The sequence below is a fragment of the Sphingobium sp. Z007 genome (assembly GCF_900013425.1).
Lineage (GTDB): Bacteria > Pseudomonadota > Alphaproteobacteria > Sphingomonadales > Sphingomonadaceae > Sphingobium.
The window spans coordinates 742501-769259 of sequence record NZ_FBXK01000001.1; the positions used below are offsets into that span (position 1 = coordinate 742501).

Below are 26759 nucleotides of genomic sequence, written 5' to 3' on the forward strand. Positions count from 1 at the left end.
GAAAGCATGTGGGATTTCCAAAACAACCAGGAGGTTGGCTTAGAAGCAGCCATCCTTTAAAGAAAGCGTAACAGCTCACTGGTCTAAATAAGAGATCCTGCGGCGAAGATGTAACGGGGCTAAAGTGATGCACCGAAGCTTAGGGTTCAGTCTTTTGACTGAGCGGTAGCGGAGCGTTCCGTAGGCCGTTGAAGCGATCTGGTAATGGGTCGTGGAGGTATCGGAAGTGCGAATGCAGACATGAGTAGCGATTAACAGTGTGAGATGCACTGTCGCCGAAATTCCAAGGGTTCCTGCTTAAAGCTAATCTGAGCAGGGTAAGCCGGCCCCTAAGACGAGCCCGAAGGGGGTAGTCGATGGGAACCACGTTAATATTCGTGGGCCTGGAGGTGTGTGACGGATGGCGTAAATGGTCTGGGCTTATTGGATTGCTCCAGGCTGTGAAGTTGTCCCAGGAAATAGCCCCTCCGTATAGACCGTACCCTAAACCGACACAGGTGGAATGGTAGAGTATACCAAGGCGTTTGAGAGAAGTATCCTGAAGGAACTCGGCAAATTGCCTCCGTACCTTCGGAAGAAGGAGGCCCCATATAAGCGCAAGCTCTTATGGGGGGCACAGGCCAGGGGGTAGCGACTGTTTAGCAAAAACACAGGGCTCTGCTAAGTCGGCTTCAAGACGACGTATAGGGCCTGACGCCTGCCCGGTGCCTGAAGGTTAAGAGGAGGTGTGCAAGCACTGAATTGAAGCCCAGGTAAACGGCGGCCGTAACTATAACGGTCCTAAGGTAGCGAAATTCCTTGTCGGGTAAGTTCCGACCTGCACGAATGGCGTAACGACTTCCCCACTGTCTCCAGGATATGCTCAGCGAAATTGAATTCTCCGTGAAGATGCGGAGTACCCGCGGTTAGACGGAAAGACCCCGTGCACCTTTACTGCAACTTCAGAGTGGCATTAGGAAAGAGCTGTGTAGCATAGGTGGGAGGCTTTGAAGCATCGACGCCAGTTGATGTGGAGCCATAGGTGAAATACCACCCTGCTGTTTTCTGATGTCTAACCTCGCACCGTTATCCGGTGCAGGGACCCTCTGTGGTGGGTAGTTTGACTGGGGCGGTCGCCTCCTAAAGAGTAACGGAGGCGCGCGATGGTGGGCTCAGGACGGTTGGAAACCGTCTGTTAGAGTGCAATGGCATAAGCCCGCCTGACTGCGAGACTGACAAGTCGAGCAGAGACGAAAGTCGGTCATAGTGATCCGGTGGTCCCTCGTGGAAGGGCCATCGCTCAACGGATAAAAGGTACGCCGGGGATAACAGGCTGATGATTCCCAAGAGCTCATATCGACGGAATCGTTTGGCACCTCGATGTCGGCTCATCACATCCTGGGGCTGGAGCAGGTCCCAAGGGTTTGGCTGTTCGCCAATTAAAGTGGTACGTGAGCTGGGTTCAGAACGTCGCGAGACAGTTTGGTCCCTATCTGCCGTGGGCGTCGAAATTTGAGAGGAGTTGACCCTAGTACGAGAGGACCGGGTTGAACATACCTCTGGTGTACCAGTCGTCCTGCCAAGGGCGCAGCTGGGTAGCTATGTATGGACGGGATAACCGCTGAAAGCATCTAAGCGGGAAGCCTCCCTCAAGATAAGATTTCTTAGGACGGTCGAAGACCACGACCTTGATAGATCGGATGTGGAAGTGCGGTAACGCATGAAGCTAACCGATACTAATTGTCCTATTCGCGCTTAAACGGTTCCCACAAGGAACCGTAGAGTCCCACCATCAATGACAGCCCTGGAAAACAGGCCGTCAAAACATGGTCGGTTGTTAAGCCAGCCCAGATAAGAAGCTTCACATACAAGCTTATCAAAATACCGTGCACGGCATCGATTAAAACCCCCTTATATGCGCCCGCTTCATTGCTTGGTGACCATAGCGTCTGTGACCCACCCGATCCCATCCCGAACTCGGCCGTGAAACCAGTCTGCGCCGATGGTACTATTGCTCAAGCACTGGAAGAGTAGGGCGTCGCCAGGCATTGCAGCGCGCGCATATATCGGATCATAAACCCATTCACAGTCAAAAAAAGGGCGACCCAAAAGGTCGCCCTTTTATCGTTGGTGGCGCGGGATGGAGCAGCCCGGTAGCTCGTCAGGCTCATAACCTGAAGGTCGTAGGTTCAAATCCTACTCCCGCAACCACCGAAACCGACATTCCACAAAGCCCCGACGCCAAAGCGCCGGGGCTTTGTGCATTCTCGGTCAATCGACGCTGTTCGATCCACTCCAGGATCCTGCCAAACTCGCCGTAGAGGATGGCGTTGACCTCACCGCGCTTCGCGCCAGGCGTGAGCTCGATCCGCTCGATCAGCGCCCGCAACGCATCGGCGGCTTCCTGGCGCTCTTCCGGCTGCGATAGTGCGTGCGTCAGTCGTTCCACCTTGCGCCGATAAATCTCGGAGATGTTGGGATGGATGTCCGGCACATCAGCAGGGGCCGCAGCCAAACGAGCGCGGATCGCATCCTCCTGGGCTTCCAGCTCCAAAAGCTCATCGACAAGCGCGCGTGTGCCCTTGCCTGCCTTTGCGAGTGTCACGAGACCCTTGATCGCCTTGACGACTTTCTGCAGGTCGGTTCGATCGGCACTTTCTGACACGCGGCGCTGGTAGTTGATGCGGTTGCTCTCCTCGACATAGGTCCGAATGGCCTCTGCTGCGACCTCCGGTGTCATCATGCGATCGCGCAGACCATCAAGGACGCGCGCTTCCAGCTTTTCGCGCGTGATGCTATGCCCGTTCGCGCAGCTTTTCGTATCACCATGGTTCGAACAGGCAAACCGCCCCCGCCCGCGAAGGGAATAAGAACCTCCGCAGCAGCCGCAGTAGACCAGGCCGGAGAGAAGACTTTTTGGGCGATGCGTTCGATTAAGGGCTGTCTGAGCAGAGCGAGTTGCCGCAATGCCGTCGGCATATTGGATCGCGATATTCTCCTGCCTTGCCTTCACAGCCTGCCAGAGGTCTTCATCCACGATCCGCAGGTCAGGAACCTCGGTCACTATCCATTCGGATTTGGGATTGATGCGGGAAACCCGCTTGCCGGTTTGCGGGTTTTTCAAATAGCGCAGCCGGTTCCACACAAGTTTGCCGATATACAGCTCATTGTTGAGCAGGCCGGTGCCACGTTTGACGTGGCCGCGGATCGTGGTTGATGTCCACAGCTTGCCCGTTGGGGCTGAAATCCCGGAATCATTCAGACGGCATGCGATTGCGTGGGGGCTGAGCCCGTTGGCGAACTGTCGGAAAACCTGGCGAATGACTTCAGCTTCGGCGGCATTGATGCTGCGTTCACCGTGGACCGGTTCGCCTTCGCTCGAGAAGCGCCGCACGACGTCATAGCCAAAGCAAAGCCCGCCACCCGATTTGCCCTTCTCGACGCGGCCGCGCAGACCGCGATGGGTCTTCTTCGCAAGATCCTTGAGGAACAGCGCGTTCATCGTGCCCTTGAGGCCGACATGCAGTTCGGAAACCTCACCCTCTGCCAGGGTGACGATCTTCACACCGGCGAACTGGAGATTCTTGTAGAGCGTGGCGACGTCGGCCTGGTCGCGCGATACACGATCCAACGCCTCGGCTAGCAGAATGTCGAAGCGCCCCATCTGCGCATCGTGCAAAAGTGACTGGATGCCGGGCCGGAGTATGACGCTCGCGCCGGAGATCGCTGCATCCTTATAATTGGCGACAATCCGCCAGCCTTCGCGCGCCGCCTGTTCACGGCATATCAAAAACTGGTCGTCGATGGATGCAGGGCTCTGCTTATCGTCGGAATAGCGGGCATACAGCGCTACGCGGGGCATTCGGAGTCTCCAAAGATGAGCTTTGGGGTCAGTCTACAGATTTGATCATGCTTGCCAATCTGAGGAAGATATCAAAATTGCAGCGCGCTTTTCATGCCGTTCGCGCGATCCCACCTGCTGGTTCGGGGTCTTTAGGATCGTGATCGATCATTCCTCGCGGCGTGCTGCCGTCGGTTCTATTCGGTTAATCGTTGGAATATATTCATTTCGCGTGTGCCGTTCGTCTTCTGCTATCCGGCGGGAGTCGACCAAGCCAAGTCGTTCACCAAGGTTGTAGCGAGTGTCCGGATCGGACAGGAGCCGTCCTTCGGCTAAGAGCGACAATCGGCGCACGGTCCTTCATGGCCGGTGGAATGGCCGGACCTTGGGACTTTCCTGCCAGACAGCTTCCAAGATCGGAACGGTCGAAAGCCGCCGTTTCTCGGTGTCACAACCGTTCGGTTTTGACTTTAGGTGGCACGCCACGTCGCCACACGATAAAGATATGCGGCGACCACCAGCCCGACGATGATGTTGGTAATCGGATTCAGGTAGGCGGCAACGATCCGGTATTGCCCTTCAAGAAGGTAGCCGGCCACTGCTAACAGTGTCGTCCAGAGCGCGGTCCCAAGCGTCGTGAACAGCAGAAAACGCGGTAGACTCATACCGAACACGCCTGCTGGTACCGAGATCAGCGTTCGCAGCGCCGGGACGAGCCGACCGAGCAACACGGCTTTACCGGAATGTCGATCGAACCAGCGGTCTACGCGGTCGATATCCCGTGGTGCAAGCGTCAGCCAGCGCCCGTGCCGTTCGGCCCAGCGCCGCAGCCGATCGGCATCAATCCACTTTCCAACATAGTACCAGAACAGCGCGCCCGCGACCGAGCCGCCCGCGCCGGCCATGATCACGCCGAACAGATTCAATCGCCCTTGCCCCGCGCCAAAACCGGCAGCGGGCATAATGATTTCGGAGGGGATTGGCGGAAACACATTTTCAAGAAACATCAGCGCGGCAATTCCAAGGTAGCCGGCTTCGTTAAGGAACTCGATTAGGCGATCGAACACAGGCAGTCTTTCAATGGTCGGGTGTCGTGGCGAGAAACCGGTTCAATTTACCCGGACCCGTTCTCACCAGGATGTTGGCCTGCGCGTTGTGGCAGGATCAGGATAAGGGCCAGGATGGCCGCCGCGAGCACTGCCGAAGCAAGCGGACGGCTGAAATCGAGCCCGCCCTTTGCGATCGGCTTGTCGAGGAAATCGCCTACGGCCGCGCCGAGCGGCCGGGTCAGGATGAACGCTGCCCAGAACAGGAATATCCGGCTTGCCTTCGTCCAGAAGTAGAGGCCAGCGAGTATCGCCAGCATCGCGCCGAAGATCGCTGCTGCGCCCAGATAGCCGAGGCCCCCGGTATCCGCTGTCCAGTCGCCGAGCGCCGTGCCGAGCGTCTGCGAAAAGGTGATGGTGAGCCAGTAGAACAGCTCCGCCTTGGGTTCCCGCACGGTATCGACCGAGATCGAGCCCAGGGTGCGATACCAGGCGAACAGGGACGCCAGCACGCATACGAACAGCAGGGTCGAACCTCCGGGATAACCGATGCCCAACGACCGTGTGGCGAAATCCGCCATCGTCGTTCCCGCGGTGGTCGATGCGATGATCGTCCCCCAATAGAGGAACGGGTGGAAGCGCGTCGCCGCTACCTGCCACCAGACCAGCGCAATCAACGCCGTCAGGAAGATCGCGGTGCCGACAAGATAGCCCAGGTTCATCGACATGCTGACGGTATCGCCAGCGGTTTCGCCGAGCGTCGTCGCCAGAATCTTGATGATCCAGAAGCCCAGCGTGATCGCCGGCACCTTGCTCAGGAGTTCGCGCCTGTCGCCGATCGTCATCATTTTTTCCCAACTGGTAGTTCGACGACAACCCCAAATCCGGGCGGCGCGAGCAGCGAAACCGTGCCCCGGTGCGCGGTCGCGACCGCAGCGACTAGTGCCAGCCCCAGGCCATGACCTTCCGACGATCGGCTACGTTCCGCGCGCGCGAACCGCTGGAACAGCCGGGACGCATCTTCGGATGCTACACCGTGTCCATCATCGGCGACCGTTAAGCGAGCAATGGCGTCATCACGCTCCAGCTCGACGCGAACCGTCGTCCCAGGGGGGGTGTGGCGAAGCGCGTTGTCGAGGAGATTGGTGACAAGCTGTTGCAGCAGCCGTCGATCGCCCATCGTCCATATCGCGGGGGCTATCGCTGTGACGAGCAGATGGCCGCTTGCTTCCATATCGGGGCGGTAGGTGTCGACCAGTTCCTCAACCAGTTGATCCAGCGCCACATCCTGAAAATGGGTGCGAGGTGACAATGCTTCCACCTCCGCAATGCGCAGCAATGCTCCGAAAATATCGAGCAGTTCGCGTGATTGTGCGGCAGCGGCCTCGATCGCTTGGCGTTTCTCGTCCACGTCCCGTGCCGATAGCGCTTCATCGAGCCGGTTATGCAGGCGGGTCAGCGGGGTGCGCAGGTCGTGGGCTACGTCGCTCGACACCTGGCGCAGGTTGTCCATCAGTCCGCCGATCCGGTCGAGCATCCGGTTGAGCGTCGCCGACACGCGATCGAATTCGTCACCCGCGCCGGTGAGCGGCATACGTCGCGCCAGATCGCCATCGATGATCGCGAGGGCGGTGCGGTCGATGTGCGCTAGGCGCGCGCGCGTCACCGCACCCACCAGCCAGGCCCCGCCGATACCGAGCAGCAGCATGACGCCGAATGCGCCCGCGAACAGCTTGAGCAGCGTCGCATCCATCTCGTCAATCACTTCGCGATCGGCCGCGACGACCAACCGGCTGTTGTCAGGCAATCGGGTGGTCAGGGCCTGTGCGATCCTGTGTTCGCCGTCCCGCCGGTAATGCAGAAATTCCAGATAACCCGGCAAGGTAGGGGCGGTCGCGTCGAGCGACCCCGCGACACGGCGACCCACTGGGTCGACCAGCAGGTATTCCAGACTGGCGGTGCTTCGCGCGGCCTCGCGCCGACGGATTGCCATCGCAACGCCCGTAGGACCGTCGTCGCCTTCGTCGATCAGCGCGCGGGTTTCGATCGCGACCCGGTGATCGAGCTGGATCTCGAGCGCTTCATGCGTCACCTCATAGGCGACGACCCCGATGATGAGCGTCCCCAGCGCGAAGAGGGACGCGACGAGGGCGACAAGCCCGAAGGTGGATCGCCACGGGCGGGTCATCACGCGCCGCGGATCATGTAGCCAGCACCGCGCACGGTCTCGATCGCATCATCGTCGAACCCGGCGTTGAGCTTGGAGCGCAGGCGGCTTAAGTGCGTCTCGACGATGTTCGTCTTGGGGTCGAAATCGAAATCCCAGACCCGCTCCAGCAGCATCGTTCGCGTCATGACCCGGCGAGGATTGCGCATCAGCTCGGCGAGCAACGCGAACTCGCGCGGTTGCAGCACGATCCTACGGCCGTCGCGGGTAACGAAGCGTCGATGAAGATCCAGTTCGATCCCACCAATTACAAGCACGCTCGCCTCGGTCTGGGCAGCCGGACGCCGCCCGAGCGCATGAACACGCGCGGCAAGCTCGGAAAAGGCGAACGGCTTGACCAGATAATCGTCGGCACCGCCTTCCAGTCCTTCGACGCGATCAGCGATGCCACCCACGGCGGTGAGCATGAGGGCCGGTGTCATGTTGCCCGCCGCACGCAGCGCCTTGATAAGTGACAGTCCATCCAGCCCAGGCAGCATCCGATCGACGATCAGCGCGTCGAATTGGTCCCCAGTCGCCTGAAACAGCCCGTCGCGACCATCGGTGCTGGTGACGACGTGATGTCCCAATTCCGCAAGCCCGCGGGCCACGAAGCGGTTCGTCTCGTTATCATCTTCTACGATCAGGATTCGCATGGCTGCCCTTCTAGCCCGCCGGACCGTTCGTCTGCCATCCCCCACCCAGCGCCCGGAATAGCGCGACCTGGGATTGCGCCACGGTGAGATCGGACTGTGTTTGGGCGAGCGCGGCTTGCGCCCGCGCCCGCTCGGCATCGAACTGGATCAGCGAGGCGGCATCCCCAAGCCGAACACGGGCGGCTGCACGGCGGGCGTAAAGCGTAGATTGGATCCGCGCGGCATCGAGCGCACGATTGCGGCGCACCTCGCCATCATAGACGGCGAGCGCGGTTTCGACTTCGCGCAATGCCCGCAATACCGCCACATCCCAGCCGGCGAGCGCCGCGCGTTCTGTTGCGCGGGCCTGTTCCAGTCGTGCTCGCGCTGGGGCCTGATTGGGGAAGGCCCAGCTTATCAGCGGTGAAGCCGTCGCGACGAAGCCACCCGTCAACAGCCCGACTGCACCACCCAGGTTCACGCGCGGGTAGAGATCGGCATGGGCGACCCCGATCCGCGCCGCGGCAGCGGCGAGGCGGCGTTCGGCTTCGCGAATATCGGGGCGACGCAGCAGTAGCGCCTGTCCTTCGCCCACGGGCACCGCCGCGCGGAGCTTCGGGGGCGCATTGCAGGCGATGTCGAACCCGCGCGCTTCAGCGGGGGGGCGGCCCTGCAAGGTTGCGATCCGGTACAGGGCATTCGCGCGCGCCGCCTCGAACGGGGCCAGCGTGGCGCGGGTGGATTCCAGCAGGCTGGCGGCCTGCGCGACTTCGAGCGGCGATACTTCGCCAGCGGCAAGCTGGTCACGTACCACGCCAACCGAGCGTTCCTGAACCGCGACAATCTCGCGCGAGACATTCGCCGCACGGGTCGCACCGCACAGATCGACATAGGCGAGCACCGTATCCGCCACGACCGCGACGCGCAGGGAGTCCAGCGCCGCAGCCTGAGCGTCAGCATCGGCCCCCGCCGCCAGCGCGGCCGAGCGCAGGCGGCCGAACAGGTCGATGTCCCAACTTGCGGTCAGGGCGAGATCGTAGTCGGTGGTCGGCACGTTCGATGACGCGCTTGGCTGCGTCGCGCTGTTGTCGATCGTGCCCGCGCTTTCGATCGTGGTTTGCGGCAGCCGCGCGGCGCGCGCCTGCCGCAGTGCCGCGCGCGCGCCGTCGAGATTGGCATAGGCGACGCGCAGATCGGCATTGGCGGCGAGGCTTGCCTGGACCAGTCGATCAAGCGCCGGATCGTCGTACAGCCGCCACCAGTCATTCGGGACCGGGCCGATCGCCGCGGTCGGAAGGTTTGCGAAAGCACCTGTGGCGGACGCGGGTGGGATCGTCGGCGGGGGCAGAGGCGCAGACATGCACCCCGCGACCGCGAGCGCGGCGATCGGAGCAAACCGGCGGATCATGCGGGAACTCCGGCAAGTGGGGCATCGGGCGCGGGCTTCTCCCGTCCGAAGCGCGCGTATAGCGCGGGCATCAGGAACAGGTTGAGCACGGTCGAGGAGACAAGTCCGCCCAGGATGACGATCGCCATCGGATGCTCGATTTCATGGCCCGGCGCGTTGCCGGCGACGATCAGCGGCAGCAGCGCCAGACCGGCGCACGCCGCGGTCATCAGGATCGGCACCAGTCGTTCCTCCGCGCCGCGCAGGATCAGACGCGGGCCGAAGTCCTCGCCCTCGAACCGGCGGAGATGATCGTAGTGCGACAGCAGCATGATGCCGTTGCGCGCCGAAATGCCGATGACCGTCACGAACCCGACCAGCGAGCCGAGCGACAGCACGCCGCCCGTCAGCGCCACGCCGACTACCCCGCCGACCAGCGCGAACGGCAGGCTGGTCGCTACCAGCGCGGTGATCCGCGCCGAGCGGAACTCCAGCCAGACCAGCAGCAGGACGCCGAGCAGGCAGAGCAGCCCCGTCGTCCAGAGCCGCTGGCGTGAATCACGCAGCGCCGCGTATTCGCCCAGCACCTGGGGATGGTATCCGGTCGCGAACGGCATCTGACCCACAGCCGTTTCGACAGCGCGCGCGACCGTGCCGAGGTCCGCACCGGCGACATTGAGCGTGACGTCGATCCGGCGCTCACCGTTCTCGCGCTTGATCTCGTTCGGGGCAGGCATGATGCGAATATCGGCCACGTCGCGCAACCGTACCGGCGCGCCCGCGGGCGTCTGGATCATCATGTCGGCAAGCGCATGGACATCGCCGCGCACCTTAGGTTCGCCCCACAGCGCCACGTCGAACGCTTTTTGGTCGCGGTAGATTTCGCCGACCTTCTGCCCGGCGACCAAGGTTTGCGCTTGTCGCCGTACTTCGCCCGCGGTGAGGCCCAGCGTGGCGAGATCGCCAGGCCGGGGACGAACCTGGATTTGCGGCACCAGAACCTGTTGCTCGACTTTGAGATCGGCAACCCCGTCGATCGCCGCCACTTTGGCGCGGATACGTTCGGCCGCGGCACGAAGCTCGATCTGATCGGGACCGAAGATGCGGACGACCACCGTCGCGCCTGCGCCGCTCAGTACTTCCTTGATGCGCTCGCGCAGATAGGTGAGCACGTCGCGGTAGAGGCCGGGATAGCCGTCGATCACTTCCTTGATGCGCGCGACGCTGGCATCATAATCGACATTCTCGTCCAGGCTGATCCACAGCTCGGTGAAGTTCGGGCCGACCACTTCATCTGCGGCCTCCGCACGGCCGATATGTGCGCCGAAGTTGCGCACGCCAGGAATCGCGCGCAGCTCCTTGGAGGCACGGATCGTGATCCGGTCCATCGCCTCGATCGACGTGCCGGGCTTCTCGACGAAGTGCATCAGGAAGTCGGTTTCGCGGAAATCGGGCAGGAATTGGTCCTTGAACCCGGCGTAGCCGACGCCTGCCAGCAGCAGGCCGCCCGCGACGATCCCCATCGCCAGCGCCGGTCGCGCCACCATCCGCGGCAGCACCCCGGCGTAGCGGCGTTTCAGCGCCCCGACGAGCCGCGTGTCACGCTCTGCCTTGAGGGGCGCGTTCGGCAGCAGGAACAGGCACATCGCCGGCGTCACCACCAGCGCGACTAGCAGCGACGCGGCGATCGCCAGCACATAGGCGATGGCGAGCGGTTGGAAGAACGTGCCCGCCACCCCGCCCAGGAAGAAGATCGGCAGGAACACCAGCATCACGATCAGCGACGCGAACACCACCGCCGATCGCACTTCCAGCGAGGCGGACAGCACCACGTCGAAGTTGGAGCGCGGGTTGCCCGCCTCGCGATTGAGCCTCAGTCGGCGCGCGATGTTCTCCACGTCGATGATAGCATCGTCGACCACTTCGCCGAGCGCGATGACCAGCCCCGCGATCACCATCGTGTTGATGGTGGCACCGCTCCATAGCAACACCAGCCCCGCGCCGAGCAGCGACAGCGGGATGGCGACCAGGCTGATAGTCGCCTGCCGCCAATCGCGGGTAAAGACGAACAGCACCACGGCCACGAGCAGGCAGCCGATCGCGAGCGCGCGCGTCAGATTGTCGATCGAGCGTTCGATGAAGGTCGCAGGGCGGAAGATCGTCGTATCGACCTTCACGGCGCGCAGGCCCGGCTTCAGCTCACCGATCGCGGCCTCCACGTCACGGGTAAGCTGGAGGGTGTTGCCGGTCGGTTGCTTCTCGACGATCAGCATCAGGCCGGGCCCGTCGTCGATGATCGCATTGCCGATCGGCGCGGCGAAGCCGTCGACCACGCGGGCGACGTCGCCGATGCGGACCGCCGCTTCGCCGCTCTGCTTGATGACCGCATGTGCAAGATCGGCCGAGGACTGGATCGCGCTCGTCTGCTGCACGGCGAGCCGCTGGGTTGCCGTATCGACAAAGCCGCCCCCACCGACCAGCACCGCATCGCCGGCCGCGGTGCGCAGTTCGGCGAGCGTCACGCCGGCCGCGCGCAGCCGGTCGGGATCGACCAAAACCTGCAATTGGCGGTCGCGCAGACCCCAGATTGCGACGTTTGCGACGCCCGGCACCGCCATCAGGCGCGGCCGGATCGTCCATCGCGCCAGTTCGGAGAGCTGCATCTGATCGAGCTTTGCCGACGATATGCCGATCTTCATCGCCCGACTGGTTGACGACAGTGGCGGCAGCATCACCGGGGGACGCGCCGCGGCGGGCAACCGCGCCTGCACCTGTGTCACCCGCTCCTGGACGAGCTGGCGGGCGCGGATCACATCGGTGCCGGACGCGAACAGGATCGATACCGACGACAGGCCCAGCACGGACTTGGACCGTAGCGTCATCAGATCGGGGACGCCGTTGACCGCCGTTTCGATCGGTACGGTAATCAGGCTTTCCACCTCTTCGGTCGAAAGACCAGGCGCTTCGGTCTGGATCTCGACCATAGGCGGTGCGAACTCGGGAAACACGTCGAGCGGCACATCGCCGGTCGCGCGTAGCCCAAGGACGACCAGCAGCGCAGCGAGCGCGAGGACGAGAACGCGCTGGGTCAGCGCGGCACGGACCAGCCAGGCGAGCATCAGTGCGGCGTCCCGAACTCGGTCCCGAACAGCTCGGCCGCCCCGTCCGTCACGACTTCGGCACCGCGCTCCAGGCCCCGCGACAACAGCGCACGGCCGTCCGCGACGCTCGCGACCTCAATCCGCTGCCGGACATAGGTGTCGGGCGCAGTCTTCCGGTACACCCATTCGCCGCCATAGATGTCGCGGACGATCGCTGCGGTCGGCACCGACAGTCCATCCGCCCTCCCGCCAAGCGGCAACGCCACGGAGACGCGCTGGCCGACGCGGTAGGCACGGTCGCGATTATCGAGCGCGAAGAACAGATCGACGGTGCCCGCGACTGCATTGGCCGAGGGTGGGGCCTGGACCGGGCGCGCAGCGCGCGGAGCGGCGCGATTGTCGCCGAGGGGGCGAACCGTAGCGGTGCGACCGCGTTCGATGGCGCTCACGTCGGTGCCGAACACAGGCACCCGCACCCACAGCGTCGAGAGATTGCCCATAGACGCGATCGAGGGACCGAGCAGCCTGCGTTGCGCGCGGGCCGCATCCAGTGCTGCCCGCGCGGTGGCAAGTGCCGCCGCGGCTTCGTCGCGCCCTCGCACGCTGCCCGCCTCCTCGCGCACCAAGGCGTCGGCGCGGTTATAGGCAATGACGGCGAGCCGCACTTGCGCTTGCGCCCGCGCGACCTCGCCTTCGGCCGCAACCTGACTGACCCCGATTTGAGCGAGGTTGCTCGTAGATCCCGTTGGCACACCGGCCCCGCCGGTTGCCGGCACGACGACCTCCCCGCTCGTCTCGCGGACTTGCGCGGCCGAGCCATCGCCAATTCTTACCGTTCGGATGCCGAGACGCTGTTGCGCTTGCGTTGTGAGGGTGAGCTTCAGCAGATCGCTTTCGTGAGCGACCGCCTCCGCTTTCGCCGGGGGAGCCGGGGGAGCCGGATCACCGCCGCAGCCCGTCAGGACCGCCAGCAGGGGCAATGTGGCGATCGAAAGGTATCGGATAGGCGTCATGCTACGACGGTAGCAGCCTCATGTTGGCGGCAGCTTGGGGCGACTATACAAAATCCCAATGTTCGGCAGGAAGCGATGAGCTGGTGTCACAACCGGTCGGTTGTGACACTGCAGAACCTACCACGGTCGTCCAAGGGTTTGCGTGTGTCAGAACCCCGGTTCAGAATATTCGCTCCCGAGATCGGAAACGTGCCTCGCCTATGACTGCCTTTGGGTCGGAAGCTGCCGAAAGACTGAACCGCCGCGAACGGCCGGTTTGTCCCACGACGCGGCATTCGATTGCAGCGGGCATCGACCAACGCACGAACATGACGTAATCGCGGGAGCGCCGGCCTTTGGCCAGATGCACGGGATTACTGGAAGGTTGGTTGCCCCCCGATAAGATGAAGAACGGGCTCACGATTTTGGACCGGGCCCAGCATCAAATGGAGGACAACCGTGGATCAGCATATAGGACTCGACGTCTCCCTGAAAGACACTTCAGTATCGGTTCGTCAGGACGGCAAGCGCATTTGGCGTGGCAAGTGTGCATCCGACCCGAAGCTTCTCGCAGAAGTGATCCGAAAGCGCGCACCAAATGCAAAGCGCGTGGTATTTGAGACCGGACCTTTGTCGGTATGGTTTTTCCATGCCCTCACTGCGGAAGGTCTGCCGGCGATCTGTATAGATGCGCGCCATGCCAAGGCCGCTCTGGATATGGCTGCCAACAAGACCGATGCGAACGACGCTGACGGACTGGCCCATCTGGCTGAAGTTGGTTTCTATAGGGAGGTCCGCGTCAAAGGCTTCGACAGCATGTTGATGAGGACGCTGATCGCCGCCCGCCGTCAACTCATGAAGATGAGGGTGCAGATGTCGAACCAGATACGTGGGCTGATGAAGACGTTTGGGCTGGTCGTCCCCAAAGGTGTCGGCAGCGTCTTTGAACGCAACGTTCTTACGCTCCTAGAAGGCGAAAACGATTTGGCGCGCATCATCCTGCCGCTGCTCAAAGCCTGGAGCGATATTCGGGTTCGTGTGGCAGAGTTAACCAAGCAACTGGTTACGATGGCCGGCACGGACCAACGCTGCCGCCTGCTTACTTCAGTGCCTGGTGTGGGAACGGTCACCGCCACGGCCTTTGCAGCAGCCATAGAGGATCCGATCAACTTCAAGAACTCGCGCGCTGTAGGCGCCTGGGTCGGTCTAACCCCGAAGCGATATCAGTCGGGAGAGGTTGACTATGAAGGCCACATCTCGCGTCGCGGCGACGCAAAGTTACGCACCTTGTTGTACGAGGCGGCTTCGGTCATTTTGAACAGGTCGACGGAGACGAACACCTTGCGCACCTGGGCTCTGGCGCTGAAGGAACGGCTCGGTTTCAAACGAGCCGCCGTCGCCCTCGCGCGCAAACTGGCAGTCATCATGCATGCGATGTTGACGTCGGGCGAGCTGTTTGATCCCAATGCTGGAGCCGCCGTGCCTACTTGATCTACATCGGCACACCTTCACCAGCACATCTAACGTTTCACTGATAGCGTCCTTTGAGGACGCGCCGAGCCGTCCCTGCCGGGACGCGGCTGAGATCATTCCGCGAAGCGGGAAGCAACTGCCCTCGTGAGCAGATTGCGTCACGAACATAGGAAGATCTTGCCTACGGAACACATCCTGCGGCGATCAACTTGCGTCGACCGCGTAGACGACCCTGTACCCGGCATACGCATGGCTTCAGTTATAAACGATTTGATTTGGCTGGCTTGACAGAGGGGCGATTAGACGACCCGCTCCGCGGGAGGGTCGCTTGGGGTGACGTAGCGTAGTATTGTTCAGGCTTTGCGAGCGGCGATGTCGCCTCGCGACCGTGGAGTTCCTTCAACGGAAAGGAACTCACCATGGATGCCATCACTTCCCCGACCCCGAACAATTCACTGCGCGAGCGTATGTTGCAGGACATGACGATGCGTGGATTTGGGGAGCACACGCAGAAGGACTATATCCGGCACGTCCGATCATTTGCCGCGTTTCTCGGTCGCCCTCCCGATACGGCCACGATCGAAGACCTCCGGCGCTTTCAGATTGATCAGCATGAACGCGCCGTTGGTCCGGCAACAATCAATGGAGCCGTATCGGCACTGCGCTTCCTGTTCAGTATAACTCTCAAGCGACCGGAGATGGCGCTGGGGCTTGTCGTCGTTCGCTTCACACCCAAATTGCGGGTGGTTTTGAGCGTTGAGGAGACAGCGCGGCTGCTCGAGGCTGCGCCAGGCATCAAATACAAAGCAGCCCTCAGCGTTGCCTATGGCGCGGGCCTGCGCGTCTCGGAGGTTGCCCACCTCAAGGTCGATGACATCGACAGCGAGCGCATGATCATCCGTGTCGAGCAGGGCAAAGGACGCAAGGATCGCAACGCCATGCTCTCACCGCACCTGCTCGATTTGCTTCGCCAATGGTGGCGCGAAGGCAAGCGGCGCGGAGTGATGTTGCCGCATGGCTGGCTGTTCCCTGGCCGCAACGGCACGGATCCGGTCTCAGCGCGCCAGTTGCATCGCGTCGTGCAGGAAGCAGCTGAGCGCGCCGAGATCTACAAGCGGGTAAGCCCGCACACATTGCGGCATTCGTTCGCCACTCACCTGCTCGAGCAGGGTGTCGATATCCGCGTCATCCAGGTCCTGCTGGGACACGTGAACATCAACACCACCGGCATCTATACTCAGGTTTCGAGCAAGACCATGCGGGCGGTGGCCAGTCCGCTCGACCAGATCGTTGCCGTGATGGAAGGCAGGGGTCCTCCCGGTTGAACCGGTGCGCACCTCACTCGAGGTCGCCGACATCTTCCGTAGCGCCGGGCCAGCGTATCGCGCAGCCCATGCCGGGCATCTCAGTCTCGGCCAGCTCAAGGTCATGACGGCGATCGAGAACTGCCGCACCGCCGCGCTGGGCGGCCACGTCGAGGCCTGCGACGACTGCGGGCATTGGCGGATCGCCTATAACTCCTGCCGCAACCGGCATTGCCCCAAATGTCAGGGCGCCGCAGCGCGCACCTGGCTGGCCGCGCGCGAGGCTGATCTGTTGCCGGTCGGCTACTTCCACGTCGTGTTCACCGTGCCCGCCGAGATCGCTGACATCGCCTGGCAGAACAAGGCGGTGGTCTATGACCTGCTGTTCCGCGCAGCTGCGGACACGATGCTGACCATCGGCGCCGATCCCAAACACCTCGGCGCGCGGGTCGGCATCACCGCCGTCCTGCACACCTGGGGATCGGCACTGACTCACCACCCGCATGTGCACATGATCGTACCCGGCGGCGGTATCACGCTGGACGGCAAGCGTTGGATCTCGTCACGTCCAGCCTTCCTACTGCCGGTGCGCGTGCTGGGCGCGTTGTTCCGCCGACTGTTCCTCACACGCCTGCTGGCGTTGTTCGACGCTGGGAAGCTGGCCTTCTTCAACGCCTTGGCGGGCCTGGCCTCGCGTAAGGCCTTACTGCGATATCTGTCGCCCACCCGTAAGAAGCGCTGGGTGGTCTATGCCAAACCGCCATTTGCAGGGCCGCAGGCGGTGCTGGCCTATCTCTCGCGCTATACCCACCGTGTCGCCATCTCGAACCGGCGCCTCATCGGCTTCGACGAGACCGGCGTGACCTTCCGCTATAAGGACTATCGCCGCGACGGGGCCGAACGCCAGCAGGTCATGACGCTGGCGACCGACGAGTTCATCCGCCGCTTCCTGATCCATGTCCTGCCGCGTGGCTTCCACCGTATCCGGCATTACGGTCTGCTCGCCAGTTCGACGCACAAGGAGGCCATGGCGCTCGCCCGCAGGCTGCTGGGCGTTGCTGCGCCGATCGAGGAACCCGAACCCGACAAGCTGCCCGATCATCGACCGCCATGCCCATGTTGCGGCGGGCATATGACTATCGTCGAAACCCTCGTCCGCTGGTACCAACCGCGCGCTCCGCCGCAGCCAGCGCCGCCCGCCCGGAGACATGCGCCATGATCCGGCATGGCTCGCCTTGCATGACGGTCACGCCCATGGTGTCCTGGCCGATGACCCAGTGCATGCCCATCATAGAATTACGCCGGGCCCAGGGCACACCGGCCAGCAAAACAAACGCACCTAGCAATCTGACGCCGCACGAAATCACGTTGATCGGACCAGCAGCGGCACTTCTGGATCGGCAGCGCTTACCCGCCAGCACCATCCCAAAGCCTTTTTACCCATAGACCAGCACATGGGGCCCGCGGGTTCCTGCACTGGAGGCTTTCGTACGCAAGCGCCCGAAACCCTTCACAGATCAAGCCATTCCCCATCCGAGGCTGGAATGTCCGCTCACGCCGAAACCAGTCGCTCGCATGCAATTCAGCAGCCGGACGGGTGTGCGCCAATCTCGCTCGTAGGTCGCCACTAAAACGGCCGCCCCCAATCGCCGACGGTCCGGGTTCCGGCCGGCGACGTACCATAAGTCGGCTGAAAATAGGCTGACCTAGTGGAAAGCGACCTGTCCGCTTTCGCGCGGTCCGATGCCTAAGCGGACAATTGCTAGCTGAGCGGGCTAACCACGCTGGTCAATGGCGTGCAATTGATCGATACGGGTTCCGGCGCGCTACCGTGATGTTCGGCCGGGCGCATGGACAGGAACACGGAACGTGGTCGATTTCAAGAAGCTACGCGAAAGCAAGAGCAAGCCCAAACCGATCCACCCGCGCGAGATCTTCAACAGCCTGCCGAAGCCGCCCGGCATCAATGATCTCTACGCCAGCCAAGCGGAGGTGCTCGATGCCTGGTTCGGCCGGCGCACCGACAGGGACTTGGTCGCGAAGCTGCACACGGGCGGCGGGAAGACCCTGGTGGCGCTACTGATTGCGCAGTCAGTCATGAACGAGCTGGGTGAGCCGGTGATCTATCTGGCACCGACCAAGCAGCTTGTCGATCAAGTCATATCGAAGAGCGCGGAGTACGGGATCGCCACCACGCGGTATGTAAGCGGACAGCCGATCGCGAGCGAGTTCTATGATGGAAAGGCGGTGTTGGTCGGCGCGTACGAGACGCTGTTCAACGGTCGCAGCAAGTTCGGGGTGCGGAACTCTGGTCAGATTCCCGTCAAGGCGGGAGCGATCATATTAGACGACGCCCATGTCGCGCTGTCGTCGGTACGTGACGCGTTCAGTCTCATGATCGAGATATCGAAGCATCCCGACGTATATGCCGATATAGCGGGGCGGTTCCGCACCGCCTTCGCCGACATCGGCCGCAGTGGTTCGTTCGCCGACGTCACGAACGGCAAGGACTACGGCGTAATGGAGGTGCCGAGCTGGGCCTGGCAGCGCAAGGTGCCTGAGATCCAGCAGTATCTTGCGGGCGTGGTCGGTGCCATAGATCCGTTCGTCTGGCCCTTTTTGCGGGACATCCTGCCGGTCTGCCACTGTCTGTTCAGCCGGCGCTCGCTGACGATCACGCCTGTCTTCCCGCCCGTTGATTTGCTGCCGACTTTCGAGGAGTGCCCCCGAAGGATATACATGTCGGCGACGATCGCGGACGACAGCGAGATCGTCCGCGCGTTCGACGCGTCGCCTGAATCGGTTGGATCGCCAATAACGTCGCAATCACTCGCCGGGGTGGGGGAGCGCATGATCCTGATTCCGGAACTAATGCGGATTGGCGGCGTACCGATAATGCCGCTCGTCAAAAACATCGCCAGCACCGTAGCCAAGAACAACCTTGGAGCCGTAATCCTATCTCCATCGGGACCGGCTGCCGAGAAGTGGACTGACATCGCGATTTACCCGAGCACATCCGGCACCGTTGCGGCACAGGTGACCTCGATGCAGAGCGGCGCGAACTTCGGCCCAATGGTACTGGCGAACCGGTATGACGGAATCGATTTGGCCGGCAATGCGTGTCGCTTCCTTGTGATGGATGAGCTGCCTCAGGGCACGTCTGACTACGATGTCTTCAGGATGAACGTGATCGCCGACTCGGCCGTGGGCTCCCTGCTGGCGCAACGGATCGAGCAGGGGATCGGCCGCGGCACGCGGGGGGGCGGGGATCATTGCGCCGTCATGCTGGTAGGCAGCAGGCTCGTCGGCTGGATCGGCCGCCGGGCCAACATCGCGTTGCTGACGGCGAGCACCCGCGTCCAGCTAGCGATGGGCCAGGAGATGAGTGCGGCGGTGACGACGGTGAGCGAGGTGGGTCAAACCATCCTCAAGTGCCTCAATCGCGATCCCGACTGGGTGGCATACCATGCGTCAGAGCTTGCCGAGGCGGCGCACTCGGCACCGGTGGACGGTGTCGCGCTCCGGATCGCCGGCACCGAGCGCAAGGCGTTTCGGCTCGAGCGGCTCGGCCGGTTCGAGCCCGCGCGCGAGCTGTTGGAGGCTCTGATCGGCGACGAGGCACTGAGGAAGGATCACCAGCGACGTGCGTGGCTTGCGGCGAGCGCCGCGCGCATCGCGTACCAGATGGGCGACGAGGCCACGGGGCAGATGCTTCAGACCCGCGCGTTCGCCATCAGCAACAACCACACCCCGCCCAAGGTTCGCCCACCCTACGTCGCGCGGCCGATACCCGGCGCGCAGTCCGTATCGATCGTCGCGAGGATGCTGGAGTATGGCCTGCGAGGTGCCATGATTGCCGATTTCGACGACGCGGTGGCCGAACTGGTCCCAACCGCATCTGCCGCGCGGTACGAGGAGGCGCTGGCGGCGCTGGGCTCTTATCTCGGGTTCGAGGCGGAGCGGCCCGAAAAATCGTATCGCAAGGGTCCAGACGTACTCTGGAGGACCGATGGGGCCTTCGACTTCGTGATCGAGGCCAAAAGCAAAAAGCACGACAACCCGCTCTACAAGAACGATCACGCGCAGCTTCTTGAGGCGGAAGCCTGGTTCAAAGGAGAGTATCCGGCACGTAATGCGCTCCGGGTCTCTGCGTTGCCCGAGGCCATCGCCGATCCGCAGGCCAGCACCGTCGGCAGCTACGCGCTTCGTCTCGATCAGATCACGAGGCTCGTGGGTGAAACGCGGGCGATGCTGGGCGATCTCGTGGCCGCACCGGGAGCGCCTGAGGCGCTTCGCGAACGATGCGAGGCCGCGCTGATCAGGAATGGCCTCAAGCCCGATGCGATCAGATCGGGGTACCTGACACCGTTCGCGACGTCCGTCGCTGCGCGATAGGCCGCGAACGACCTGCCCGGGAGCGTCTTCGAAAACGGGCGCTCGCTTGACTACGATCACCCCTCGCGAAGCCTCCGGACGATCATGACGCCGCGCCTGGTATCGCTCTCTAAACAGCGGGAACGCCTCGTAATCGCGCGATTGGCAAGGCCGCGGCAAAGTCTAGGATAGATACATGCAGTTCAAGCCACGCAATCTCAGACCGATAGCAGAAATGGTCGTTGGAAATCGCGATCATCAATGGTTTCACTATCGAAGTAGCTTCTACATCACGCGATTTTTCGAGGAATGCGAGCTCGACTATGCCCATGATGGCACCTCCAGGGTGCCATGGGCCGAGACGGTGCTCGCCGAGCTGCTCAACGATCCTCAGCCGAGCCAGCACCAACTGCCCGAACGCTTCGCCACGGTGCTCCGGACGCTAATGGACAAGCGAGAGGCCCAAGAGGGCGACAACGACCGGTCGCTGGCGCTCGCCGCCCTCAATGTTCCCCTGATGCGCGAAGGATTTGAGGGTTATTACGGCGAAGACGGCATTTTCTATGTCCGTCACATCGAGACGAGAACGGTTTCGGCGCCCGTCAACCTCTACCGTCCGCTTACGCCGGCGGAGATGGAGAAGCGCAACCTGCTCATTGCGTACCTCGACCGCTGCTCGGAAGATGAGCTGATCGAGGAGGTCTTGCTGCCGATGTTCCGCCATTTCGGCTACCAGCGGATTACCAGCGTCGGCCATAGGGACAAGGCGTTGGAATATGGCAAAGACGTATGGATGCGGTTCAAGCTACCCACCGAACACACCATTTATTTCGGCATTCAGGCAAAGAAGGGCAAGCTCGATTCGGCCGGCTCCACCAAGGGTTCGAACGCGAACGTTGCGGAAATCTACCAGCAGGTTCTGATGATGCTGGGGCATGAGGTCTTCGACAGCGACACCAACCGTAAGGCGCTGGTCGATCACGCCTTCATTGTCGCGGGAGGCGAGATCACCAAGGCCGCCCGCAACTGGCTTGGCGGCGTTCTGGACAAATCCCAGCGCAGCCAGATCCTGTTTATGGACCGCGAACATATTCTAAACTTGTACACCGGCCATCGTCTCGATCTGCCAGCGGCCGCGTTGCCGCAAAGGGCCGATGCATGGTCGATGGAGGACGATGAAGTTCCCTTCTGACCCTACGCTTGCGTTCGGAAACCGGCGCCCCGCCGCGCGAACTGCAAATGGTTGTAAGTCGGCTGCTCGAGACCTGCCGGGTCGTGTCCCGGGAGATGGTGTAGCTTCTGCCGGTAGCGAAGCTGACCGGACGCGCGCTCATCGATAAAGCGCTGTAGCGGTCGGTCAGTTTCGCGGGTGGTCATCGGCGAACTTCGGTAAGTTTGGGTTGCAACACTCAACTCACGGAGACCACCGATGACCGCTGACAAGATGGACCTGCACGCCCTGGTTGGGAAGAGTGCGGACGGCGATTTTCTGCGCGACATGATCGGCTTTGCCGCGCAGCGCCTGATGGAACTGGAAGTAGGCGGCCTGACAGGCGCTGCTTATGGCGAGAAGGATGCCGAGCGGCTCGTACAGCGTAACGGCTATCGCGACCGGGATTGGGAGACACGCGCTGGCACTGTCGAGCTGCGGATCCCCAAGCTGCGTAAAGGCACGTATTTCCCCGGTTTCCTCGAGCCGCGCCGCCTAGCGGAGAAGGCACTGACCGCCGTTATTCAGGAAGCCTATATTCAGGGCATATCGACCCGGTCGGTGGACGATCTGGTCAAAACCATGGGCATGAGCGGCATTTCGAAGAGTCAGGTCAGCCGGCTGTGCGAGGAGATCGATGTACGTGTGAAGGCCTTCCTCGATCGCCCGATCGAAGGCGACTGGCCCTACCTCTGGATGGACGCGACCTACATAAAGGTTCGGCGGGCCGGCCGCATCGTCTCGGTCGCCGTCATCATCGCCGTCGGTGTCAACAGTGACGGCCGGCGCGAAGTACTCGGTATGGCGATCGGCCATTCCGAAGCCCGTGATCTCATAGCATCACGGCATGGAATTTGGCCCGCAACCCGAACTGATTGAATCCTCTCTCTGCCGGGCCATCGAACAGGCGGGCGTACGGCTGACCATCAACATCGTGCGGCTCGCCACCGAGCGCGGTTGGTCCCTCGAGGTCGTCAACGAGCACGGCACCTCGACGGTCTGGGACAATCTATTCCCCACCGACCGCGATGCCGATGCTGCATTCCGCGATGCGCTCGCTCAAGAAGGCGTCGAGGCCTTCCTCGGCAAGTAAGATGCCAAATCCCGCAGCGAACCGTCAGTAGCTGCGGTCCTCACCGGATGCATACATCTCTGAGCGCCTCGACCAGCGTGAACCCTTGGTCGGATCGGTCCAGTGCGCGGTATCGAGCCCGATGCGCGGAAGGTAGACGGCGTGCTGATCGCTCAGGGCTGGGACGGCGGCAGGTAACCTTAGAACGGAGGTTGATTGTACTGAAAAGCGCACCCAACAAGCACGTCGGTCGGTTGATAATCTCCGCTCCAACCACGACTGCGGCCACGTTCAGAAATCAGATGCAGATTTTTGCGGGCCCGCGATGACACCACGTAAACGAGCTTCTTTGCCGTCTCGATCTGCTCTGGATCGCTGTAGAAAGGGACCATTCCCTCGAGCAAGCCGTAGGCGATCACCGCGTCATATTCGGCACCCTTAACGCCGTGAATCGTCGAGACAGTGATGCCTGTTCTATCCGCGAAAACTTTCCGGAACATCGCGACTTCGGCAATCGCCATCGAACCTTCCTTGAGCAGAAGATCGACGCGTTTTTGCGAGCATTCGAAGAATGCCTCGTGATGCTCTTTCAGCGATGGGAAGGCGCAGTGATCGATGCCGAGCACCGCGCATAACTGATCAAAAAACGCCCGCAGGAACGCCAGGCCGTCAGTTTCGTCGATCGTGATTGCATTGCACGCTCGCAACAACTTCTTGCGATCCAGACCGTCGGTATTGACGCCAGCGTCGTGCAGGCCAGCGATCACCTCGCCCGCCCATCGCATCCGGCGAACGTAAAGCTGTGGAGAGGCTTCAGTCAGGACGATGCGCGAAAGCTTGTACCAGAAATTGTCGATATCGCGCGCGAACGGCACCATTCCAGGGCCGTCAAATGAATAGCCCGGCATCGCCGTGACCAGGCGCCGCGTCATGCTAGCGAGGTGGACCCACCGCGGCGCGACGATACAAACCTCATGCGCGGCTATACCCAGTGTCTCGACATTGTAGGTGATGAGCCGGACCAGCTCGGTCTCAAGGTCGTCGCGGTGCGTTTGCTGGTCAAACGATACGACGCTCGCATAATCCTTGTTATGCCCAACCGCCTCGATCTTCGAGGCAAAGACGTTGTAGTTGCCGAAATAGCCTACGATCCGCGAGGAGGATCGGTAGTTGTCCGACAGTTCCATCTCATTGAACGCGATGCCGCACCTCGCGCCGAAATCTGCCGCCGTGATCGCGTAGCCACCGAGCGAACTGTAAATCGCCTGATTGGGGTCTCCGACCACGAAAGCGGATGCGCGACCTTGTGAAGCCTTCAGGATCGAGGCGAGGATCGCATATTGGATTTCCCGCGTGTCCTGAAACTCGTCGACGAGGACACACTCGAAGATGGACCCGAGGAGTACGCTGATCGACGGGTTATTTTTAATAAGCTTATAGGCAGAGTAAAGGATCAGCTCAAAGTCTATCTGCCTATTGTCGCGAAGCGATTGCCAATAAGTCCTTAACACACCCTTTATCGCGGCATGCTTGTTTGAATCATTGCACGTGAGCTTATAGCTGTTCGGCGTGAAATAATACGCACAGTCGTGGCGACTGAGCTTCGTGCCCTGCACTTTGCCGCAAAGCTCATCAAGCACCTCCTCGGTGTCGTGCCCGTTGATGACCCGAAACCCGTTCGCGAGCGCCGGGTAATAAATTCCATAGGGTTTGAGGATCCATTCCAGGCAGAACGAATGGATGGTCCCGATCCAGAGCTGGCTCGTGTCAACGCCGAGTTGCTCGATCCGCTCGTGGATCTCGTCAGCGGCCCGGTGGGTATAGGTGATCGCGACGATCCGCTTCTTGTCGGATTTCAGCTCCGACAGGAGGCGCGCGATTTTGTAGGTGAGGGTTCGGGTCTTGCCGCTTCCAGGGCATGCGACGAGAAAAACGCTGCCCGGCTGTTCGATCGCCGCCACCTGCGCGTCGTTAAGATCCTTCTTGTCCCAGACGAACACCTCAAAAGCTTCCGAGTATGACGTTGATGCCGTCGGCCGGGAACGCCGTGAGCATCTCGGACCGGACGCCTGCGAAGTCGATTTCGCCCCGGCTGTATCGACCGATCTGCTCTCTCATGTTGGAGATCGCTGCGGGCGCATGCATGCCCGACTGTGCGAGAATGCCAACCCGGTATTCCAGCACGCTCGCCCACGTCTGCGTCGTTACGGGCAGGTGCGCCTGAAAGATTGCGTCGAGGATATAGTCCGGGATGACCGTTTCTGGCGTGATCATTCGCCCGAGGATGATCGCAAACCAACCTTTCCCTACGTAGCGGGCCATTGTCAGCGCGCGCGTCCCGAAGCGCGCGATGTCGCCGGACTCCAGTTCCTCCTTCGATAGCGCGATCGTTCCAGCGGCTGTGTAGACATCGCCGAGCACCGACACGACGGTCCCGACGTTGCCGGCGGACACGAAATCGACCTCGAACGTATGATCCGCGAAATGCGCCGTGAGCCACGGATTGCCGTCACACAGCAGCTTGAGCGCCGCCTCGCGCCGGAGGCCCGCGACCTGCGACCCCAACGCCTTCTTTTTCGCTGCGGCCACTTCTTCATTGTCGAGCACGTTCACGGCCGTATCGATGAAGGAACGATCGAGATCGGTGATGATCGCGCAGCGCTTGCGGATGCGATCGTCGTGGAACAGGACCGCGACATTCTCGAAGCCGGTGCTGCGAATGTTGATCAGGCTGATGCCGAGCTCGTCCAAGCTCAGCCCGAAGACCCTCTTCACCAGAATCGGAATGAGGATTTCTTCGGCATCGCCTTCGACGAGCACGACGCTTTTCGCAAAGAGCAGGTTGCTGCGAACCGCGTCCAGATAGCGTTGGATATTGCCTATCTGGACCGAATCGAGACCCGCAGACGGCTGGAAGACCTCACATCGCCCGCCCTGCCGACCGAGGATGTTGATATTCTCGACATTGCTCACCTCGGAGACGTGAGTGGAATGGGTCGAGTAGATAATCTGGGTGTCGTCATAGTTCAGGCGGTCGAACAACGTCTTCTGGATATGGGTGTGGATGTGCGCTTCCGGCTCCTCGATGACGAGGAAGTTGGCGAACGACTCTTTCTGCTTCTGATATTTGAACTCGAGCAGCTTCAGCGTCAGGTAGATGAGGTTCGCGCCGCCTAAGCTGAGCTCATGTATCGCCCCTTCATACTGCTCCTCGGATTCGCCCACGAACAGCTTGAGCGACTGGAACAGGCGGTCCGCCTCGTCCGAAAGGTCTGAGCGAATAGAGAGCGAGCGCGGTGAATAGGTGCCCCCCGCTGCATCTGTGATGGTCTCGCGAATATCGGTGCGGATCGTCCCGACATCGGGCAGACCCTCGATCGCGTCGTTCAGCCCTTTGACCAGTTCACTGATCGGCTGAAAGCTTGCCGGATCGATCTCGCCGCTCCGCCCCTTGAGCAGGGTCAGCAGCGGATTGGTGCGATTGTTCTGAAAATCGGCGACTACATCGCGGAGCGCCTGAACAAACGTGAAGCATACCTCGCGCGAGATGGAAAGCATCCCGGGGATCACGCCGCCGATCGCGGGGTTCGTCAGCTCCTGGGGGAATTCCACCGCGTCGAAGTCGCCGACGAGTTGCTTATAGGTTGCGGAATCGAGGAAATCCGCGATGCTCTTGCCGGTGAAGATCGTCTCGTAATCATCGAGCGTGATCTTGGATCTGATGGCGGCCAGGCCCGCGGTATCGCCGGCACAGAGGTCGCCGAGGCTCCGCCGGATCGCGACCTTGGGCCGAAAGATCAGATTGTATGTCGCTTTGCCGATCGCCCCGTCCGCGATGTTACCGGTGCCGTGGAGGAAAAGAGACTGGATTGCCTCGTCCTGCGAGACCTCATCGAACTCCAGGCTGATGATCACCCAGTGGCCGCGCCAGTCGCCTAGGCCACGATGAAAGTCCTTCTCATCGAGCCGATATGCTGACCGAAGGAGCGTATCATCGAGAAGGAGGCGGATCGCCCGGAACAAGTTGGTCTTTCCCGAGCCGTTCTCGCCGATAATGGTATTGACGCCCTTGTTGAAGACGACGTTCGCACGCTCAAAATTCCGGTAATTGACGAGCTGTAGTCTCGAAATATGCACGA

Annotated in this window: 16 protein-coding genes, 1 tRNA gene, 2 rRNA genes and 2 pseudogenes (1 of these 21 running past the window's edge); 11 read left to right on the plus strand and 10 right to left on the minus strand. The window is 61.6% G+C overall.

The window, feature by feature from the left end; translation table 11 throughout:
• From CEQ44_RS03385 to CEQ44_RS24815, 4 genes are all read left to right on the plus strand, one after another.
• A 23S ribosomal RNA gene (locus tag CEQ44_RS03385) occupies positions 1-1738 on the plus strand (it extends 1059 nt beyond the left edge of the window).
• Between the two features lie 173 nt (positions 1739-1911).
• A 5S ribosomal RNA gene (gene rrf, locus CEQ44_RS03390) occupies positions 1912-2026 on the plus strand.
• Positions 2027-2113: 87 nt separating this feature from the next.
• Positions 2114-2190 (plus strand) — tRNA-Met (locus tag CEQ44_RS03395).
• Positions 2191-2236: 46 nt separating this feature from the next.
• A complete protein-coding gene (locus CEQ44_RS24815; protein WP_256960016.1) occupies positions 2237-2407 on the plus strand; it encodes a hypothetical protein in 171 nt (56 codons plus the stop codon).
• 381 nt (positions 2408-2788) lie between these two features.
• On the opposite strand, the pseudogene CEQ44_RS24820 reads toward CEQ44_RS24815, so the two are convergent.
• The 8 genes and pseudogenes from CEQ44_RS24820 to CEQ44_RS03435 form a co-directional block, all read right to left on the minus strand.
• Positions 2789-3841, minus strand: a pseudogene (locus tag CEQ44_RS24820) (recombinase family protein); the annotation flags it as partial.
• Positions 3842-4290: 449 nt separating this feature from the next.
• Complete coding sequence (locus CEQ44_RS03405) at positions 4291-4887, minus strand: DedA family protein (RefSeq protein ID WP_043151646.1); 597 nt, start codon at positions 4885-4887, stop codon at positions 4291-4293.
• A 47-nt stretch (positions 4888-4934) separates the two neighbouring features.
• Positions 4935-5711, minus strand: coding sequence for a hypothetical protein (locus tag CEQ44_RS03410; protein WP_088190105.1), 777 nt, complete (start codon positions 5709-5711; stop codon positions 4935-4937).
• Complete coding sequence (locus CEQ44_RS03415; protein ID WP_088190102.1) at positions 5711-7054, minus strand: HAMP domain-containing sensor histidine kinase; 1344 nt, start codon at positions 7052-7054, stop codon at positions 5711-5713. Before CEQ44_RS03415 ends, CEQ44_RS03410 begins: the two co-directional genes overlap by 1 nt.
• Positions 7054-7728: a response regulator transcription factor gene (locus tag CEQ44_RS03420; RefSeq protein ID WP_043151647.1), complete on the minus strand. Its 675-nt coding sequence runs from the start codon at positions 7726-7728 to the stop codon at positions 7054-7056. The genes CEQ44_RS03415 and CEQ44_RS03420 overlap by 1 nt, the downstream gene beginning before the upstream one ends.
• Before the next feature lie 10 nt (positions 7729-7738).
• Positions 7739-9115 carry an efflux transporter outer membrane subunit gene (locus tag CEQ44_RS03425; protein WP_088190101.1) on the minus strand — a complete coding sequence of 459 codons (1377 nt, stop codon included), beginning with the start codon at positions 9113-9115 and terminating at the stop codon, positions 7739-7741.
• Complete coding sequence (locus tag CEQ44_RS03430; protein ID WP_088190100.1) at positions 9112-12213, minus strand: efflux RND transporter permease subunit; 3102 nt, start codon at positions 12211-12213, stop codon at positions 9112-9114. Before CEQ44_RS03430 ends, CEQ44_RS03425 begins: the two co-directional genes overlap by 4 nt.
• Positions 12213-12947: an efflux RND transporter periplasmic adaptor subunit gene (locus CEQ44_RS03435; protein WP_235955225.1), complete on the minus strand. Its 735-nt coding sequence runs from the start codon at positions 12945-12947 to the stop codon at positions 12213-12215. Before CEQ44_RS03435 ends, CEQ44_RS03430 begins: the two co-directional genes overlap by 1 nt.
• 699 nt (positions 12948-13646) lie before the next feature.
• On the opposite strand from CEQ44_RS03435, the gene CEQ44_RS03440 reads away from it, so the two are divergent.
• From CEQ44_RS03440 to CEQ44_RS03470, 7 genes and pseudogenes are all read left to right on the plus strand, one after another.
• Entirely contained in the window at positions 13647-14678 is a 1032-nt protein-coding gene (locus CEQ44_RS03440; RefSeq protein ID WP_088185689.1) for an IS110 family transposase, read from the plus strand.
• A gap of 401 nt (positions 14679-15079) precedes the next feature.
• Positions 15080-15985, plus strand: a complete 906-nt coding sequence (locus CEQ44_RS03445; protein WP_088189994.1) for a site-specific integrase — start codon at positions 15080-15082, stop codon at positions 15983-15985.
• A gap of 4 nt (positions 15986-15989) precedes the next feature.
• Positions 15990-17183, plus strand: coding sequence for an IS91 family transposase (locus tag CEQ44_RS03450; RefSeq protein WP_088189995.1), 1194 nt, complete (start codon positions 15990-15992; stop codon positions 17181-17183).
• A 650-nt stretch (positions 17184-17833) separates the two neighbouring features.
• A complete protein-coding gene (locus tag CEQ44_RS03455) occupies positions 17834-20359 on the plus strand; it encodes a DEAD/DEAH box helicase family protein (protein ID WP_088189996.1) in 2526 nt (841 codons plus the stop codon).
• A gap of 175 nt (positions 20360-20534) precedes the next feature.
• Entirely contained in the window at positions 20535-21530 is a 996-nt protein-coding gene (locus CEQ44_RS03460) for a hypothetical protein (RefSeq protein ID WP_088189997.1), read from the plus strand.
• A gap of 237 nt (positions 21531-21767) precedes the next feature.
• Positions 21768-22373: pseudogene (locus CEQ44_RS03465) on the plus strand (transposase); the annotation flags it as partial.
• A gap of 22 nt (positions 22374-22395) precedes the next feature.
• A complete protein-coding gene (locus CEQ44_RS03470; RefSeq protein WP_088189999.1) occupies positions 22396-22641 on the plus strand; it encodes a hypothetical protein in 246 nt (81 codons plus the stop codon).
• Positions 22642-22820: 179 nt separating this feature from the next.
• On the opposite strand, the gene CEQ44_RS03475 is transcribed toward CEQ44_RS03470, so the two are convergent.
• Entirely contained in the window at positions 22821-24620 is a 1800-nt protein-coding gene (locus tag CEQ44_RS03475) for a UvrD-helicase domain-containing protein (RefSeq protein ID WP_088190000.1), read from the minus strand.
• Position 24621: 1 nt separating this feature from the next.
• Positions 24622-26757: an ATP-dependent endonuclease gene (locus tag CEQ44_RS03480; RefSeq protein ID WP_088190001.1), complete on the minus strand. Its 2136-nt coding sequence runs from the start codon at positions 26755-26757 to the stop codon at positions 24622-24624.
• Positions 26758-26759 lie beyond the last annotated feature (2 nt).

Coding starts and splice junctions, on each gene's coding strand:
- CEQ44_RS03410 (WP_088190105.1), bottom strand. CDS start 5,711: ATGACGATCGGCGACAGGCGCGAACTCCTGAGCAAGGTGCCGGCGATC.
- CEQ44_RS03415 (WP_088190102.1), bottom strand. CDS start 7,054: ATGACCCGCCCGTGGCGATCCACCTTCGGGCTTGTCGCCCTCGTCGCG.
- CEQ44_RS03420 (WP_043151647.1), bottom strand. CDS start 7,728: ATGCGAATCCTGATCGTAGAAGATGATAACGAGACGAACCGCTTCGTG.
- CEQ44_RS03425 (WP_088190101.1), bottom strand. CDS start 9,115: ATGATCCGCCGGTTTGCTCCGATCGCCGCGCTCGCGGTCGCGGGGTGC.
- CEQ44_RS03430 (WP_088190100.1), bottom strand. CDS start 12,213: ATGCTCGCCTGGCTGGTCCGTGCCGCGCTGACCCAGCGCGTTCTCGTC.
- CEQ44_RS03445 (WP_088189994.1), top strand. CDS start 15,080: ATGGATGCCATCACTTCCCCGACCCCGAACAATTCACTGCGCGAGCGT.
- CEQ44_RS03460 (WP_088189997.1), top strand. CDS start 20,535: ATGCAGTTCAAGCCACGCAATCTCAGACCGATAGCAGAAATGGTCGTT.
- CEQ44_RS03470 (WP_088189999.1), top strand. CDS start 22,396: ATGGAATTTGGCCCGCAACCCGAACTGATTGAATCCTCTCTCTGCCGG.